17 protein-coding genes are annotated in these 16,098 nt (G+C 64.2%); 14 read left to right on the forward strand and 3 right to left on the reverse strand.

The window, feature by feature from the left end; genetic code table 11:
* Positions 1-99 precede the first annotated feature (99 nt).
* The 3 genes from G4Y73_RS10550 to G4Y73_RS10560 are packed head-to-tail and all read left to right on the forward strand — an operon-like array spanning position 100 to position 2,668.
* Positions 100-975, forward strand: a complete 876-nt coding sequence (locus tag G4Y73_RS10550) for a class I SAM-dependent methyltransferase (RefSeq protein WP_164231601.1) — start codon at positions 100-102, stop codon at positions 973-975.
* Positions 948-1,835, forward strand: coding sequence for a glycosyltransferase family 2 protein (locus tag G4Y73_RS10555; RefSeq protein WP_164231602.1), 888 nt, complete (start codon positions 948-950; stop codon positions 1,833-1,835). The genes G4Y73_RS10550 and G4Y73_RS10555 overlap by 28 nt, the downstream gene beginning before the upstream one ends.
* A complete protein-coding gene (locus G4Y73_RS10560) occupies positions 1,832-2,668 on the forward strand; it encodes an NAD-dependent dehydratase (RefSeq protein ID WP_164231603.1) in 837 nt (278 codons plus the stop codon). Before G4Y73_RS10555 ends, G4Y73_RS10560 begins: the two co-directional genes overlap by 4 nt.
* 162 nt (positions 2,669-2,830) lie before the next feature.
* On the opposite strand, the gene ettA is transcribed toward G4Y73_RS10560, so the two are convergent.
* The gene (gene ettA, locus G4Y73_RS10565; RefSeq protein WP_164231604.1) at positions 2,831-4,501 is read right to left on the reverse strand and encodes an energy-dependent translational throttle protein EttA; all 1,671 of its coding nucleotides are present in this window, start codon (positions 4,499-4,501) and stop codon (positions 2,831-2,833) included.
* 222 nt (positions 4,502-4,723) lie between these two features.
* Here ettA and G4Y73_RS10570 point away from each other — a divergent pair, with 222 nt between their 5' ends.
* Positions 4,724-5,698 carry an NAD-dependent epimerase/dehydratase family protein gene (locus G4Y73_RS10570; RefSeq protein WP_164231605.1) on the forward strand — a complete coding sequence of 325 codons (975 nt, stop codon included), beginning with the start codon at positions 4,724-4,726 and terminating at the stop codon, positions 5,696-5,698.
* Here the strand turns inward: G4Y73_RS10570 and G4Y73_RS10575 are convergent.
* Positions 5,693-6,346: an RIO1 family regulatory kinase/ATPase gene (locus G4Y73_RS10575; protein WP_164231606.1), complete on the reverse strand. Its 654-nt coding sequence runs from the start codon at positions 6,344-6,346 to the stop codon at positions 5,693-5,695. The two genes, G4Y73_RS10570 and G4Y73_RS10575, sit on opposite strands and share 6 nt — an antisense overlap.
* Positions 6,347-6,468: 122 nt before the next feature.
* Here G4Y73_RS10575 and G4Y73_RS10580 point away from each other — a divergent pair, with 122 nt between their 5' ends.
* The 3 genes from G4Y73_RS10580 to G4Y73_RS10590 all read left to right on the forward strand — a co-directional run bounded on the left by G4Y73_RS10580 (position 6,469) and on the right by G4Y73_RS10590 (position 9,411).
* On the forward strand, positions 6,469-6,801 hold the full coding sequence (locus G4Y73_RS10580) for a zinc ribbon domain-containing protein (RefSeq protein ID WP_164231607.1): 333 nt from the start codon (positions 6,469-6,471) through the stop codon (positions 6,799-6,801).
* A 3-nt stretch (positions 6,802-6,804) separates the two neighbouring features.
* Positions 6,805-8,571 carry an aspartate--tRNA ligase gene (aspS, locus tag G4Y73_RS10585; RefSeq protein WP_164231608.1) on the forward strand — a complete coding sequence of 589 codons (1,767 nt, stop codon included), beginning with the start codon at positions 6,805-6,807 and terminating at the stop codon, positions 8,569-8,571.
* A 216-nt stretch (positions 8,572-8,787) separates the two neighbouring features.
* The gene (locus G4Y73_RS10590) at positions 8,788-9,411 is read left to right on the forward strand and encodes an alpha/beta fold hydrolase (protein ID WP_164231609.1); all 624 of its coding nucleotides are present in this window, start codon (positions 8,788-8,790) and stop codon (positions 9,409-9,411) included.
* 154 nt (positions 9,412-9,565) lie between these two features.
* On the opposite strand, the gene G4Y73_RS10595 is transcribed toward G4Y73_RS10590, so the two are convergent.
* Complete coding sequence (locus G4Y73_RS10595; protein WP_164231610.1) at positions 9,566-10,603, reverse strand: hypothetical protein; 1,038 nt, start codon at positions 10,601-10,603, stop codon at positions 9,566-9,568.
* A gap of 972 nt (positions 10,604-11,575) precedes the next feature.
* On the opposite strand from G4Y73_RS10595, the gene G4Y73_RS10600 reads away from it, so the two are divergent.
* Genes G4Y73_RS10600 through tolR form a run of 7 tightly spaced genes read left to right on the forward strand, consistent with a single transcriptional unit; the run spans position 11,576 to position 15,966 of the window.
* A complete protein-coding gene (locus tag G4Y73_RS10600) occupies positions 11,576-12,313 on the forward strand; it encodes a YebC/PmpR family DNA-binding transcriptional regulator (protein WP_164231611.1) in 738 nt (245 codons plus the stop codon).
* A complete protein-coding gene (gene ruvC, locus G4Y73_RS10605) occupies positions 12,313-12,801 on the forward strand; it encodes a crossover junction endodeoxyribonuclease RuvC (RefSeq protein ID WP_164231612.1) in 489 nt (162 codons plus the stop codon). The genes G4Y73_RS10600 and ruvC overlap by 1 nt, the downstream gene beginning before the upstream one ends.
* Positions 12,798-13,382, forward strand: a complete 585-nt coding sequence (ruvA, locus tag G4Y73_RS10610; protein WP_164231613.1) for a Holliday junction branch migration protein RuvA — start codon at positions 12,798-12,800, stop codon at positions 13,380-13,382. The genes ruvC and ruvA overlap by 4 nt, the downstream gene beginning before the upstream one ends.
* The gene (gene ruvB / locus G4Y73_RS10615) at positions 13,379-14,419 is read left to right on the forward strand and encodes a Holliday junction branch migration DNA helicase RuvB (protein ID WP_240451278.1); all 1,041 of its coding nucleotides are present in this window, start codon (positions 13,379-13,381) and stop codon (positions 14,417-14,419) included. Before ruvA ends, ruvB begins: the two co-directional genes overlap by 4 nt.
* Positions 14,416-14,841, forward strand: coding sequence for a tol-pal system-associated acyl-CoA thioesterase (gene ybgC, locus G4Y73_RS10620; RefSeq protein WP_164231614.1), 426 nt, complete (start codon positions 14,416-14,418; stop codon positions 14,839-14,841). Before ruvB ends, ybgC begins: the two co-directional genes overlap by 4 nt.
* Positions 14,838-15,527, forward strand: coding sequence for a protein TolQ (tolQ, locus tag G4Y73_RS10625; protein WP_164231615.1), 690 nt, complete (start codon positions 14,838-14,840; stop codon positions 15,525-15,527). The genes ybgC and tolQ overlap by 4 nt, the downstream gene beginning before the upstream one ends.
* Before the next feature lies 1 nt (position 15,528).
* The gene (tolR, locus tag G4Y73_RS10630) at positions 15,529-15,966 is read left to right on the forward strand and encodes a protein TolR (protein ID WP_164231616.1); all 438 of its coding nucleotides are present in this window, start codon (positions 15,529-15,531) and stop codon (positions 15,964-15,966) included.
* Positions 15,967-16,098 lie beyond the last annotated feature (132 nt).

A 16,098-nucleotide genomic window follows, 5' to 3' on the forward strand; every position in this document is an offset into this window, starting at 1 on the left:
GCGAGGTCCCGGCCTTGGGGCCGGGACGACAGGTATTACGGCGGATGTAGAGTCTGCGAGCGGTTAAACTGACCCCTGCACACGAATAACACGTCCACGATGCCCGAAAAGCCCACCCTCGAATTCACCGGCGAGCGTTTCACCCCCGATTGCGTGCGGGAGATGGCCTACGAACACTGGCACCGTTACGCCTGGGCAGCCGAGCTGGTCGAAGGCCGCGACGTGCTCGATGCGGCCTGCGGCGAGGGCTATGGAAGCCACCTGCTGGCCGCCCGCGCCCGGTCGGTCGCCGGCCTGGATATCGGTGAGGAAGCGGTCGCACACGCTCGTGAGCGCTACCGGCGCGAGAACCTGCGCTTCGACCAGGGGGATGCCACCCGATTGCCCTACGAGGACGATAGCTTCGATGTGGTGGCGTCGTTCGAAACGCTCGAACACCTCGAGGCCCAGGAGACTCTGCTGGCTGAATTCCGGCGCGTACTGCGCCCCGAAGGCTTCCTGCTGATCTCTTCGCCCGACCGCAAGACCTACAGCGATGACACCGGCTACGACAATCCCTTCCACGTGCGCGAACTCTATCGCGAGGAACTCGAGTCGTTGATCGCGGCCAGCTTTCCGGCTTTTCGCCTTTACGGCCAGAAACTGATGTTCGTCTCCGCGCTGTGGGATCTGGCCGGGCACGACGGGCTGCAGTTGCTGATCGACGAGGGCGGTTCGATCAAGCGCTCGAGCTCGCCGGATTACCCGCCGCTTTACTACATCGTGACGGCGGCCGCCGAGGAGCGGTTTCTGCCGGATCTGCCCGGACTGTCCCTGTACGGCGACCGGGAAGAGTCGGTTTACCGCCACTACAACGAAGAAGTCGCGAAGCATATCCGCGCCGGCCACCTGCTGGCCGAACGCGACGAGGAAATCCGGCAGCTTCGCGCCGCGCTCGGGCGGCCCTGGTGGCGCCGGCTGTTGTCACGCTCATGACGCCTTCCGAGCAACTGCTTGCCCGCGTGACAGCGGTAATCGTCAACTATAATTCCGGCCGCTGGCTGGCACGCTGCATCGAGAATCTGCGCGGCCGTTCCTCGCCGCTGCCCGCGGTGATCGTCATCGACAACGCTTCCGACGACGGCAGCATCGATATCGTTCCGAAACTGCCCGGCATTACCCTGCGGCGGGCCCATCGCAATCTCGGGTTTGGTCGTGGCGTCAATCAGGCCCTGCGCAGCGTGGGCACCGAGTACCTATTGGTGATCAACCCCGATTGCCTGATGGTGCCGGACGCGCTCGAAGCGCTGGTCACCGAACTCGACCGACACCCCGATATCGGCATGGTCTCGGGTCGCGTGTTCGACATGCGTGGCGTCGAGCAGCGCGGCAGTCGCCGCCGCCTGCCCACACGCCGGCAGGTGATGGCCGAAGTGTTGCCGTTCTCGGGTGCAAACGGCATCGATCTGACGCATGAGCCGATCGGCGACGAAGCGGTCGATGTCGAGGCGGTATCGGGCGCTTGCATGTTGATCCGCAAGAGCGCACTGGAGGAGATCGGCGGCTTCGATCCCGGCTTCCACATGCATTTCGAGGATCTCGACGTCATGGCGCGTCTGCGCGAGGCTGGCTGGCGCATTCGCCTGTTGCCGTCGGTGTTCATCGCACATGCCGGCGGGATCTCCTCGCGCCAGCGTCCGGTTCGGGTCATGTGGGCCAAGCACCGCAGTCTGTGGCGCTACCTCAACAAGCATTGCAGCCAGGCCTGGACCGGTTTCGGGCGCGCGTCATGGTGGCTGTTCATTCACTTGCACGCCGTGGTGATGACGCCGGTCTGCCTGGTTCGGGGACGATGAACGAAGCCGCGGTGGTGCTGGTCCTCGGTGCGAGCGGGCCGGTCGGCCGCTGTTTTCTCGAGCGCACCCGGGATCAGCGAATTCGGGCCATCGCGGTGTCCCGGCGTGTGCCGGAGCAGTCCTGGCCGCACGTGACCTGGCTGCAGCATGACCTCGAGCGTGAGCCGGCCGACGTGCGTACCGGCTCGCTGGTCAGCTTCGGGCCGCTGGCGCATGCGCTCACACAGGTCGAGCAGGGCAGGGGGCTGGGGCGGGTCATCGCCCTGAGCTCGGCCAGTACGCAGTTCAAGCGCCGTTCTCCCGATCGGGCCGAGCGCCGCCAGATGGCGGCCATGCTCGAATGCGAGAAAGCGCTGAAGAATGCCTGCCGTGAGCGCGATATCGTGCTCACCCTGCTCAAGCCCACGATGATCTACGGTGACGGATCGGATGGCAATGTCAGCCGCATTGGCGGCCTGGTCAGGCGCCTGCCCTTCGTTCCGGTGGCCGGCCGTGGCCTGCGCGCTCCGGTCCACGCCGATGACCTGGCCCGCTTGACCGTCGAGTGCCTGATCGCGGGTGCAGACAGCGCCGGGACCTGGTTGCTGGCCGGCGGTGAAGTCCTCACTTACCCGGAAATGGTCCGACGCATTGCCGCGGCCGAAGGACGCAGCGTCCGCCTGCTCAGACTGCCGAGCTGGCTGACGAAGCCCGCCGTCCGCGCCGCCCGCCTGACCGGCCGCCTGAAAGACGTCAGCCCGGCGATGATCGATCGCCAGGCGATGGACCTTGTCGTTGACGATACGCCAGCGCGCGAGCAACTGGGGTGGGATCCGAGGCCGTTCAGACCTTGAGTGTTGGCTGGTTTGCTTGTTCGCTGGTTAGCTGGTTCGGCGCCTGACAGAACTGCGGGGCGGCTTCGCCGCGATCGCGTTGTGGGCAGCTGCAATTATTGGCGACCAGCCAACCAGCCAACCAGCCAACTTTGGTGCCGTGCCAACCAGCCAACAAGGGCTTCAGCCCTTGAGGCGCTTGTACTTGAGTCGATGCGGTCCCGCCTGATCGCCGCGTCGGCGCTTGAGGTCCTTCTCGTAATCGGTGAAGTTGCCCTCGAACCACTCGACGTGTGAATTGCCCTCGAAGGCGAGCACGTGGGTGGCGATGCGGTCGAGGAACCAGCGATCATGCGAGGTGACCAGCACGCAGCCGGGGAAGGCGAGCAGACCTTCTTCGAGGGCACGCAGGGTCTCGACATCGAGGTCGTTGGTGGGTTCGTCGAGCATCAGCACGTTGGCGCCGGATCGGAGCACCTTGGCCAGGTGCACGCGGTTGCGTTCGCCGCCGGATAGCTGGCCGATGCGCTTTTGCTGTTCCGAGCCCTTGAAGTTGAAGCGGCTGGCGTAGGCCCGGGCCGGAAGGCGGTAGTTGCCGACATGGATCTCGTCGGCGCCGTCGGAGATTTCTTCCCACACCTGCCGGTCATCCTTCAGGCTGTCGCGCTTCTGGTCGACATAGCCCAGTTCGACCGTCTCGCCGACCTCGATCGTGCCCCGGTCGGGTTGTTCCTGTTCGGCGATCATGCGGAACAGGGTGGTCTTGCCCGCGCCGTTGCCGCCGATGATGCCGACGATGGCGCCTGGCGGCACCTTGAAGCTCAGATCCTCGATCAGCAGGCGATCGTCGTAGCCCTTGTAGAGGCCGTCGACCTCGATCACCTTGTCGCCCAGGCGCGGACCCGGCGGGATGTAGATCTGCTGGGTCTCGTTGCGCTTCTGCACTTCCTTCGAGTTGAGCTCCTCGAACTGCCTCAAGCGCGCCTTGGACTTGGCCTGGCGACCCTTCTGGTTGGAGCGCACCCACTCGAGTTCGTGCCTGATTTCCTTCTGGCGGGCCTGTTCCTGCTTTTCCTCCACCGCCAGACGCGCTTCCTTCTGCTCCAGCCAGGACGAATAGTTGCCCTCGAAGGGAATGCCGTGGCCGCGATCCATTTCCAGGATCCAGCCGGCGACGTTGTCGAGGAAGTAGCGGTCATGGGTCACTGCCATGACGGTGCCGGGGAATTCGTCGAGATAGCGTTCCAGCCAGGCGACCGACTCGGCGTCGAGGTGGTTGGTGGGCTCGTCGAGCAGCAGCATGTCGGGTTTCGACAGGAGCAGCCGGCATAGCGCCACACGGCGGCGCTCGCCGCCGGAGAGCAACTCGATCTTCGAGTCCCACTCGGGCAGGCGCAGGGCGTCGGCGGCGACTTCCAGGGTCCGCTCGATCTCCCAGCCACCGGCCGCATCGATCTTGTCCTGAAGCTCGGCCTGCTCGCCCAGCAGCTCGGTCATTTGCTCGTCGCTCATCGGCTCGGCGAACTTCTCGGAGATCTCCTCGAAACGCACCAGCATGTCCCGCAGTTCGCCCACGCCGTCCATCACGACTTCGCGCACGGTCTGGTCCTCGGGCAGTTCCGGTTCCTGCGGCAGGTAGCCGATGCGAATGCCCGGCTGCGGCCGCGCCTCACCGTCGAACTCGGGGTCGACGCCGGCCATGATGCGAAGCACCGTGGACTTGCCGGCGCCGTTCAAGCCGAGCACGCCGATCTTGGCGCCGGGGAAGAACGACAGCGACACGTCCTTGATGAGGGTCCGGTTGGGCGGCACCACCTTGGAGACGCGGTGCATGGTGTAGACGTACTGGGCCATGGCGTTTTTTCGAGTCCTGGAGTCAGTTGCTTGAGGTGGGGGCGAGTGTAACGGAATGCGAGGGAACGGGGTCAGGATTCAGGTTTCAGGTTTCAGGGCGGGCTTGGGATAGCCGTTCCTGAACCCCGAAACCCTGAACCCTGAACCCTGAACCCCTATCTCCGTGCATCCCGAAGCTACTCCGGCTAATCTGGGGCGATTGACTTGAACGGAGGCAAACTGATGCGGATTCTGGTCACCGGAGGGGGTGGCTTCCTGGGTCAGGCGATCGTGCGCCGGCTCCTCGATCGCGGCGATACGGTTTCGACCATCAACCGCTCGGATTATCCGGGGCTGGTCAAGCTGGGCGTGACCTGCCATCGCGGCGATATTGCCGATCGCCAGGCCGTCATGGCTGCGGCTGACGGTGTGGACGCAGTGATCCACGTGGCGGCCAAGGCGGGACCCGGGCTTTACGCGCCGGATTTCGTGGCTGCGAATGTCGTCGGTACCGGCAATGTACTGGAGGCCTGCCGCAAGCACGGCGTGCGCTTTCTGGTACACACCTCCTCGCCCAGCGTGGTGCACGCCGGCGGTGACATCGACGGTGACGACGAGTCGCTGCCTTACCCGGATCACTTCCCGGCGCCGTACCCGGCCACCAAGGCGGAAGCCGAACGCCTGGTGCTGGCCGCCAACGGCGACGCACTGAAGGCCTGCGCCCTGCGCCCGCACCTGATCTGGGGGCCGGGCGACAACCAGCTGCTGCCGCGGCTCATCGAACGAAACCGTGCCGGCCGGTTGAAGTTGCCGGCTCCGGAGAAACTGATCGACACCGTCTATATCGACAATGCCGCGGAAGCGCATGTGCAGGCGCTGGACAATCTCACCGGTTCCGCCACGGCCGCGGGCAAGGTCTATTTCATCTCCAACGGCGAGCCGAAACCGGTCGGCGAGATGCTCTCGATGATGCTCGAGGCGGCCGGGGAAAAACCCAGGCTCGGCGCTGTGTCGCCCGCGGTGGCCATGGTTGCGGCCACGCTCGTGGAGTGGTTCTGGCGCGCTGCCCGCCGGAGCTCCGACCCGCCCTTGTCGCGTTTCGTGGTCGAACACCTGGCCACGGCGCACTGGTTCGACATCTCGGCCGCTCGCCGCGACCTGGGCTATGCGCCCAAGGTCAGTATCGAAGAAGGACTGCGGCGGCTGGCAAACTCATAACCCCCGGCGTCGTGCCCAGTTGTTGAGGCGCTCGATGCGCGAGCGCCGAACCAGGGAGCGGTCGAGCTCGTCGGCGCGGTCGTAGCTGCCGTATTTGAGCTTGACCCAACCGTTGAGATCGATCTGTTGCAGGTAACCGAACAGCCAGTGGTTGAGCGGGTGCCAGCCCGGCCTGCGTACCACGGCGGTGCCCAGATCGATGATCACTGGCCGGCCGTCGCCGGCGATCAGCACGTTCCGCCGGCTCTTGAGATCGCCGTGTGCGACGCCGCGCTCGTGCATCGCCTGGATCGCTTGTCTGAGTTCGTGGAAGAACCGTTCGCGGTTGGCCGGCGCAGCGTGTCTCAGCAGGGCGCCGTCAACATATTCGATGGCAAGATGGCTGGCCTGGAACAGGCCCAGGCAGCGCGGAAAGCCAGGTACGCCCTCGAGCCGGCGGTAGGCCCGGTACTCGCGCCTGAGCGAGAATTGCCGTGCCCGCCAGGCGAGGCCACGCCCACGCGGAGTCTTCACGGCCAGGTCGAGGCCGCCACTTGTGACCCGCACGATGGTGCCCTGGTTGCTTTCGGCCACCACCGGCCAGTTCGCGGGCTCGAAGCCCTCGAACAAGGTTTCGAGGTCGGCGGATTCGTGTGCGGCCAACGACATGCACCAATGATAGCGGATTGCCGCCGGGTTTCAGCCGGGCGATAATGTCTCCAGGACTCGAAATCCGGGTCCGCCACCCCCACAATACGCAGCACCTGAGGAATCCAGACGGGATTTGAACGATGCCTATTTATGAATATCGCTGCCAGTCCTGTGGTCACGAACTGGAAAAGCTGCAGAAAATATCCGACCCGCCGCTGGCCGATTGCCCGGAATGCGGCGAGCCGGCCCTGACCAAGCTGATTTCCGCCGCCGGATTCCGGCTCAAGGGCGGTGGCTGGTACGAGACCGACTTCAAGAAGGGCGACAAGCGCAATCTGGCCGGCGACGCCAAGGACAAGAAATCCGACGCCAAGCCGGACTCGAAGGGCGACGGCAAGTCATCCTCCTCCGGTTCCGAAAAGGGCGGCGACAAGAGCGGCAGCAGCACTGCCTCGACCGGGCAGGCAGCCTGATCGATGCGCTCTCACCTGTGCGGAGAAGTCACTGAAGCGCTCGACGGGCAAGAAGTCACGGTCTGCGGCTGGGTCAATCGCGCCCGTGACCTGGGCGGGCTGATATTCATCGGCCTGCGCGACCACGCCGGCGTGCTGCAGGTCGTGGTCGAACCCGACAACAAGCCCGCCTTCGCCGAGGCCGAAAAACTCAGAAACGAGTTTTGTGTGCGGCTGACCGGAACCGTGCGTCTGCGGCCCGAAAGCCAGTGGAACCCCGACATGCCCACCGGCAAGGTCGAGGTCGTGGCCGATTCCGTCGAGATCCTCAACGCGGCCGCGCCGCTGCCGCTGTTGATGAGCGACGAGGACGGCGAGGAAGTGCGGCTCAAGTACCGTTTCCTCGACCTTCGCCGCCCGCGTCTGCAGCGCAACCTCCGGCTGCGTTCGAAGCTGACCGGCGCGATTCGCCAGTTTCTGGATCAGCGGGACTTCGTCGATGCCGAAACGCCGATCCTGACCCGCGCCACGCCCGAGGGCGCGCGCGACTACCTGGTGCCCAGCCGCGTGCAGCCCGGCAGTTTCTTCGCCCTGCCGCAGTCGCCGCAGCTCTTCAAGCAGATCCTGATGATGGCCGGACTCGACCGCTATTACCAGATCGCGCGCTGCTTCCGCGACGAGGACCTCAGGGCCGATCGCCAGCCCGAGTTTACCCAGCTCGATATGGAGATGGCCTTCGTTGAAGAGGCCGACGTGCAGGATACGGCCGAGCAGCTCATCCGGCAGGTGTTCTCCGAAGTGCTCGACGTCGAACTGCCCAACCCGTTTCCGCGCATGCCCTACGCCGAGGCGATGCGCCGCTATGGCTCCGACAAGCCGGATCTTCGCATCGATCTCGAGCTGGTCACCATCTGCGAGCACGTGCGCCACGTCGAGTTCAAGGTTTTCTCGGGCCCGGCCAACGATCCGGCTTCACGCGTGGCGGCGCTGCGCGTGCCCGGCGGCGCGGAACTGACCCGCAAGCAGATCGACGGTTATACCGAGTTCGTCGGCCGTTACGGTGCGAAGGGCCTGGCCTGGATGAAGGTCAACGACGCCGCGGCCGGCCTGGAGGGCGTGCAGTCGCCGGTGGCCAAGTTCCTCGACGAGCAGGCGGTGTCGGGCATCATTGCCGACACTGATGCGCAAAGCGGCGACATTCTGTTCTTCGGTGCCGGCGAGAAGCCGGTGGTCAGCACCTTCCTGGGCGCGCTGCGCCTGCAGGTGGCGAAGGACCTTGACCTCGTTCAGGACGGCTGGAAGCCGTTGTGGGTGGTTGACTTCCCGATGTTCGAGTACGACGCCGAGGACAGCCGCTATTACGCCTTGCACCATCCATTTACCGCCCCGGCCGTCAACGACGGCGACGCGCTCAAGGCCGATCCGGTCAATGCCTTGTCCCGGGCCTACGACATGGTCCTCAACGGTTCGGAAATCGGTGGCGGCTCGATTCGTATCCACGACCCGAAGCTGCAGCAGGCCGCCTTCGACGTGCTCGGAATCGACGAGACGGAAGCGAAAGCCCGTTTCGGTTTCCTGCTCGAGGCGCTGCGCTACGGCTGCCCGCCGCACGGCGGCATCGCCTTCGGTATCGATCGGATTGCCGCCCTCATGGCCGGCGAGGACTCCATCCGCGAAGTCATCGCCTTCCCCAAGACGGCCAATGCGTCGTGCCTGATGACCGGCGCACCTGCTGCTGTGGAAGCCGAGCAGCTGAAGGAGTTGAAGTTGAGCCTGCAGCCCAAGGAATGACCAAGTACCAAGTTCCAAGAAGGACCAAGTACCAAGCACCAATTTTCAAACAAGGACCAATGATCAATGTTCAATGACCGAAACGTGTGCCTCAGTCCCAGTCATTTCGATCATTGGATGTTTGGTCATTGAGATTTGTTTGAAAATTGGTGCTTGGTGATTGGTCATTGAGCGCGCTTGGTAATTGATCATTTCAGACGACGGCCCGAAGCAATGATGGAAACCTCTTCCCCCCGATCCGTCGTCCTGATCCACGGCCTCTGGTACGGCGCCGTCAGTCTGGCCCTGGTGGGCCGACGGCTGCGCAAGCGCAGCTTCGAAACGCACGCCTTCGGCTATCCCACCCTGCGCCAGTCATTGCCGGCCAACGCCGCGGCGCTGCGTGAATTCATCGCTAAGCTGGATCTCGACCAGGTCGACCTGGTCGGCCATTCCCTCGGCGGACTGGTGATCCTGCGCATGCTCGACGAGTACGGCGATATCCCGCCGGGGCGCGTGGTGCTGCTGGGGTCGCCGGTGCACGGCTCGGCCGTCGCCCGCCGGGTGGCTGAGCGGCGCTATTTCCGGCCCCTGGTCGGCCAGGCGCGCGCTGCCCTGGAAGCAGGCTTCTCTCACGCCCCGGCCGGTCGCGAGACGGGCATCATCGCCGGCAGCCGCTCAATCGGCGTGGGACGAATCTTCGGCGGGTTGAGTGAACCCAACGACGGCACCGTCAGCCTGGCCGAATGCCGCCTGGAAGGTGCCGACGAGTGCATCCTGCCGGTGACCCACACGGGGTTGGTGGTGGCGCCGTCGGTGGTCAGGGCGGCCGCAAGGTTCCTTACGGAAGGGAAGTTTTAATGATCAAATCTCAAGCACCAATTTACAAACAAATCTCAATGACCCAATAATCAAGGATCGAAACGACTGAGGCATCCGTTTCGGTCATTGAACATTGGTCCTTGTTTGCAAATTGGAATTTGGTACTTGGTCATTCGCGCGCCGAAGCGCGCGTTTACTGCCACGGATTACAGTCATACCCCGCGGTCCGCACCAGGCGATCAGCCTCCAACGATCCGCTACCCAGGCCTGCCTCGGAAAAATTGTAGTCGATCAACAGGCGGTTGCAATCGAGCGCCTCGATGGTCAACGTGCCGATCGATTCCCAGCTCACGTCGTCCCCGGTGTAGCTGCCCGGCGGGACCGAGAAGAATTCGCCACCCTCGACTTCGAGCATGTCGAGCGTAACGATGTCGAAGCCGGGTTCGAGTTTGTCTTTGGCTCCGACCACCCAGAACGGCTTGCCGTTCATGTAGGTAAAGAAGGTCGCCGTGATCGTGTTGGTGTCGTCGAATTTTTCACCAATCTGCAGGAACAGGCCATTATTGGGCAGGCCCTCGAATACGTACTGGCCCGACATGCGTCCGTGCAGCACCTGGAACTCGTTCTGCGGCGGATCGAATTCGGGCACGTAGGGCTCGATAAGGAAAAGCTCGCCTTTGGGCGCCGCAAATGGCGAAAAGTCGCCCCAGAAGAACTCCAGCGTGAACACGTCGTTGTAGTCTTCCGGTGAAAACTCGGTTTCACCGTCGATCGAGAACGGATCGACCCCGAGCATGTAGGTCACCGGCGCCTCGCTGATCACGTTGGCGCTGGCGCCGACATTGCCGACCGCCGGATGGTGGAGGAGTTGCGCCACGTGCATCGGCCGGTCGACGTCCCCGGCCTCGGCGTAGACCTTGGGCACGAGCACGGCGAAGTCGCCCGAGGTCTTCTGCAGCCGCACCATCAGCACGGAATAACCGCTGTCATGGCAGCCGGTGCGCCAGATCGTGACCTGCACCCGCGCGTCCTTGCTATTCGAGCCGACCGAGGGCACGGCGATGTTCTCGTTCCACAGGGTGTTCTCCGTAGACGCCGGCGCGTCGGGCAGCGACACGGCCACGCAGCCGGGCGGAAACGGCGATTTGAGGTCGGTCAGCACGTTGATCTCGCCGGTGGCGGCAGCGCGGCCGGCAATCAAGAGGGTCAGGGCAAGGAGCAGGTAGCGCATTGTTCGATGTTCCCTATCAGGTTTGTTGTCGATTTTAGCGCTGGAATCTGACTAGTGGCTGAATGAGTGGGTTGCTGGAATTCCCGGCGCCCGATCGCTTGTCGCCACGGGTTGCTGTGCGGCTCTCGACAAGTCAACTTCTGTTCCGCCCGCCTGCTATGCAGGCTGATGGCGGGTAACTTTTTTCCCGCGCGAAAAAAGTCACCAAAAAACGCGCTTAAAAGCAGGCGGTTACGCCTCAAGAACCTTTCCCGGGAGTGGCTTCACGGACTGCGATTGGGGCTTTGCTTGGGCCCGGCTGCCGAACATGCTGGTTTGCGGTAACGCCTGCAGCGGCCCGCTTCTGGCACGACGACTTCGAGTGACGTCCCATCCTGCAGGCCTGTCCTACCCCCAATCGAAGCCGACCCCGATCGAGGTCGTGCAATTCGGATGCGGGCAACTCCAAAACTCAGTCGAGAACACCATGTTTGACGACCGAGCCTTCGCGAAGGCCCAAGCGGTATCTCCGTTAAGCCCTGAAGCCATCTGGTCCTGCGCACTAACCGCGTCTTCTAAGAGCGTTTTTGGTGACTTTTGTCGCGACTGACAAAAGTTACTCGCCATCAGCCTGCGAAGCAGGCGGGCGAAACCGCCTTTGACTTGTCGAAACCGACCAACGCTGCGGCAGCCGTGTACCAACTAACGCCAGGGCAGGGGGCGCCCACCCGCCATCAGCCTGCGAAGCAGGCGGGCGGAACCGCCTTTGACTTGTCGAAGCCGGCAACCCGGCGGTAGCAACGCACAAGCTAGCGGCAGGGCAGGTGATGCGGGCGAAACCGCCTTTGACTTGTCGAGGACGCCACCGCGACCGGTGGCATCAACCAGCCCAGCGTCGACGAAGACGAGGCACCCGCCATCAGCCCGCGGTAGCGACACCATCCCATCGGTTAAAATGCCCCACTTGTCAAAACCAAGGAGTCACCCCAACTCATGGCCGGTCACAGTAAATGGGCCAATATCCAGCACCGCAAGAAGGCACAGGATGCCAAGCGGGGCAAGATTTTCACGCGGCTGATCCGCGAAATCAGCGTTGCCGCCCGTGAGGGCGGGGGCGATGCAGACAGTAATCCGCGGCTCAGGCTGGCGATCGAGAAGGCCAACGGTGCCAACGTGCCCAAGGACAACATCGAGCGCGCCATCAAGAAGGCCACCGGTGAACTCGAGGGTGCCTCGTTCGAGGAAATCCGCTACGAGGGCTATGCGCCCGGCGGCGTGGCGGTGATGGTCGATACCCTGACCGACAACCGCAATCGCACCGTCTCGGAAGTGCGTCATGCCTTCAGCAAGCATGGTGGCAATCTGGGCACTGACGGCTCGGTCGCCTTCCAGTTCGAGAAAAAGGGCGTGATTACCTTCGCGCCGGGCACCAGCGAGGAGGACGTCATGGAAGCCTCGCTCGAGGCCGGCGCCGAGGACATCGTCAGCAGTGACGACGGGTCGATCGAGGTGCTGACCGCGCCGGAAGACTTCGAGAGCGTACGCGACGCGCTCCGGGCCGCCGGGCTGCATTTCGAGGACGCCGAGGTTACCGAACGCGCCGAGAACCTGATCGCACTCGATGTCGACTCCGGCCGCCAGGTGCTGAAATTCCTCGACGTGCTGGAAGACCTCGACGACACGCAGAACGTGTGGTCGAACGCGGATATACCGACGGAAGCCTACGACTGATGCGAATCCTCGGCCTCGATCCCGGCTCCCGCAGAACCGGTGTCGGCATCATCGAGGGCGAGCGGCTGATCCACGCCGAGACGATCAATCTCGGCGGTGGCCCGATGCCGGAGCGGCTGGGGTTGATCTTCACCGAGGTTCAGCGCCTGATTGCCGAGTATCAACCGACGGTAGCGGCGGTCGAGACGGTTTTCATGAGCCGTAACGCGCAGGCGGCGATCAAGCTCGGCCAGGCGCGCGGCGCGGCCATCTGCGCGGCCGTCGGGGCCGGGCTGGAAGTGTACGAATATGCGCCGCGCGCCATCAAGCAGGCCATCGTCGGACGGGGCGGCGCGGCCAAGGAGCAGATTCAACACATGACGCGCGCCCTGCTCAAGATCGACGCTGACCTGGGCGAGGACGCTCATGATGCGCTGGCTGCGGCGCTGTGCCATCATCACACCGCCCAGACTGCCAGCCGACTGCCCCCGGGAGTGGTATTGCGATGATCGTGCGCCTGTCCGGAACCCTGATCCAGCGTGAGCCGCCGGCGCTGACCATCGATGTCGGTGGCGTCGGCTACGAAGTCGAGGCACCGCTCAACGTCTTCGACCGTCTGCCGGCCGACGGCGAGCCGGTGACCGTGCTCACCCACCTGGTGGTGCGCGAGGATGCGCACACGCTCTACGGATTCACGCACGAGTCCGACCGCCGGCTGTTTCGCGAATTGCTCAAGGTCTCCGGTATCGGGCCGCGCCTGGCCCTGGCCATTCTTTCCGGCGTCAGCGGCGAGGACTTCGCCCTGATGGTCGAGGCCGGCGACAGCCAGGCCCTGACCCGCCTGCCGGGCATCGGCAAGAAGACCGCCGAGCGGCTGATTCTGGAAATGCGCGGGCGAATTTCCGACCTGGGCGGTGATGCCGGCACCTCGAACAAGCCCGGCGATGCCGGCGCTGAGGCGCGCGCTGCGCTGACGGCGCTGGGCTACTCGGCATCCGAGGCGCTGAAAATGGTCCAGTCCGTGGCCGATCCCGAACTGTCCTCCGAAGCCTTGATCCGCGCTGCGCTCAAGAAGAAGATGCAGGGATGATGGAAGAGGAGCGCCTGGTCACCGCCGAGGTCGATCGCGACGAGGCCCGCATCGAGGCGAGCCTGCGTCCGGACCGGCTGTCGGAATACATCGGCCAGCCCACGATGAAGGAGCGGCTCGGCATTTACCTCGAGTCGGCCCGCGGCCGCAATGAGGCGCTCGATCATGTGTTGATCTTCGGCCCGCCCGGCCTGGGCAAGACCACGCTGGCGCACGTTATCGCTCACGAAATGGGCGTCAACCTGCGCCAGACGTCCGGCCCGGTGCTCGAGCGCGCCGGCGACCTGGCCGCGCTTTTGACCAACCTCGAGCCCGGCGACGTGCTGTTTGTCGACGAAATCCATCGCCTGAGCCCGGTGGTCGAGGAAGTGCTCTATCCGGCGATGGAGGACTACCGCATCGACATCATCATTGGTGAGGGCCCGGCGGCGCGCTCGATCCAGCTCGACCTGCCGCGCTTCACCCTGGTCGGCGCCACCACCCGCGCCGGGCTGCTGACCTCGCCGCTACGGGACCGGTTCGGCATCGTCGAGCGGCTCGAGTTCTACGATGCCGATGAGCTGTCGGCGATCGTGCAGCGTTCAGCCGGCATCCTCGAGATCGACGCTGATCAGGCCGGCGCGCTCGAAATCGCCCGTCGGGCCCGTGGTACCCCGCGCATCGCCAATCGCCTGCTGCGGCGGGTGCGCGATTTTGCCCAGGTACGTGCCGATGGCCGCATCAGCGAGCCGGTCGCCGCCGAGGCCCTGGAAATGATGCAGGTCGATGCGCGCGGTTTCGACGCCATGGATCGCCGGCTGCTGAAAAAGCTGGTCGAGGACTTCGGCGGCGGGCCGGTGGGCGTCGAGAGCCTCGCCGCGGCTCTGTCGGAGGAGCGCGGCACCATCGAGGACGTGATCGAGCCCTTCCTGATCCAGGAAGGCTACTTGATGCGCACCGCCCGCGGCCGCATGGCCACGGCCGCGACCTGGAAGCATTTCGGCCTCAATCCGCCCAATACGCCTGAAGACCTGTTCAAAAGCAATCCGGAACAATGAGCGACCAACCCTTCCGCTACCGCGTCTATTGGGAAGACACGGACGCCGGCGGCGTGGTCTACCACGCCCGCTACCTGGCCTTTTTCGAACGGGCGCGGTCGGACTGGCTGATGGCGATGGGATTTCCGCAGGTACCGATGCGCGAGCGCGACAATCGCCTGTTCGTCGTGCGGCGCATCGACATCCGATTCGTCGCCCCGGCCCGGCTCGAGGATGAACTCGCGATCAGGATCGACGTCGAACACCTGCGAAGCGCCTCGCTGACCTTCGACCAGCACATGCACCGGGTCGGCGATGAGCAGCTTCTGGCCACGGCCCGGGTCGACGCCGCCTGCCTGGCTGCCGACCGCTTCGCGCCGGCGCGCATGCCCGAAGACCTGCGCACGGCCATCCAACAACAACAGCAACGGGACAAACAATGAACGGCGAACTGCAAATCTGGGAACTCATTCGCGAGGCCAGCCTGCTGGTGCAGCTGGTCATGGCGCTGCTGGTAGCCGCGTCGATCACCTCCTGGATGGTGATCTTCCGCAAGCGCCAGATGCTCGGTCGTGCCGAGTCGCGGTCGCGCAAATTCGAGGAGAAATTCTGGTCCGGCGCCGATCTGAGCAAACTCTACGACGCCGTTGCCGGCGATCGATCGGGCCGGGAGGGTCTCGAAGCGATTTTCGAATCGGGATTCCGCGAGTTCCTGCGTGTTCGCGAAGAGCGCGGTGTCGACCCCGACGGCATGACCAACAGCGTCCAGCGCGCCATGCGCGTGACCCTGACGCGTGAAATGGACCGGCTCGAGCATCGACTGAGCTTCCTTGCCACGGTCGGCTCGGTCAGCCCCTACGTGGGCCTGTTCGGCACGGTCTGGGGCATCATGAACTCCTTCCGGGGCCTGGCCGGTGCGCAGCAGGCCACCATCGCCATGGTCGCGCCGGGCATCTCCGAGGCCCTGATCGCCACCGCCATGGGCCTGTTCGCCGCCATTCCGGCCGTCATCGCGTTCAACAAGTTCTCCAATCAGGTCGAGCGCCTGGAAGTGCGCTACGACAACTTCAAGGAAGAGTTCGCCTCGATCCTGAACCGGCAGGCGCGCAAGTTGCGGGAGAAGGACTGAGATGTCGGATCAACCCTACATCCGGCGGCGGCGCAAGCAGATGTCGGAAATCAACGTCGTGCCCTACATCGACGTGATGCTGGTGCTTTTGATCATCTTCATGGTCACCGCACCGCTAATGAATCTGGGCGTTGAAGTCGAGTTGCCCACCGGGTCGGCCGAGCCGCTGTCGGACCAGGGTGATCCGCTGATGGTCTCGGTGACCGCCTCCGGCGACATGTATCTCGATACCGGCGATGCGCCGGAGCTGGTCGATGGCGAGACCCTGGTGGCCACCGTCGGTGCCATCGTCGAGCGCAATCCACAACTGCAGGTGACCGTCAGCGGTGACCGCGAAGTCGCCTACGAGCACATCTACCGCGCCATGGTCCACCTGCAGCGCGCTGGCGTGGCCTCCGTGGGTCTGGTGGGCGATCCCGAGTCAGAACAAGAAGAGTGAGCGTTTTCTGCGGTCCAAGCGGTTTCTGGAACCGCAGATTTCGCAGATTCGCGCAGATTGAAAAAGGACATGATGAGAATCCAGAGTTTCCTGTTGCGCTCTCGCGCTCACTCCGCCGTCTCGTTTACGACT

Origin of the sequence: Wenzhouxiangella sp. XN201 (assembly GCF_011008905.1) — a bacterium.
Lineage (GTDB): Bacteria > Pseudomonadota > Gammaproteobacteria > Xanthomonadales > Wenzhouxiangellaceae > Wenzhouxiangella.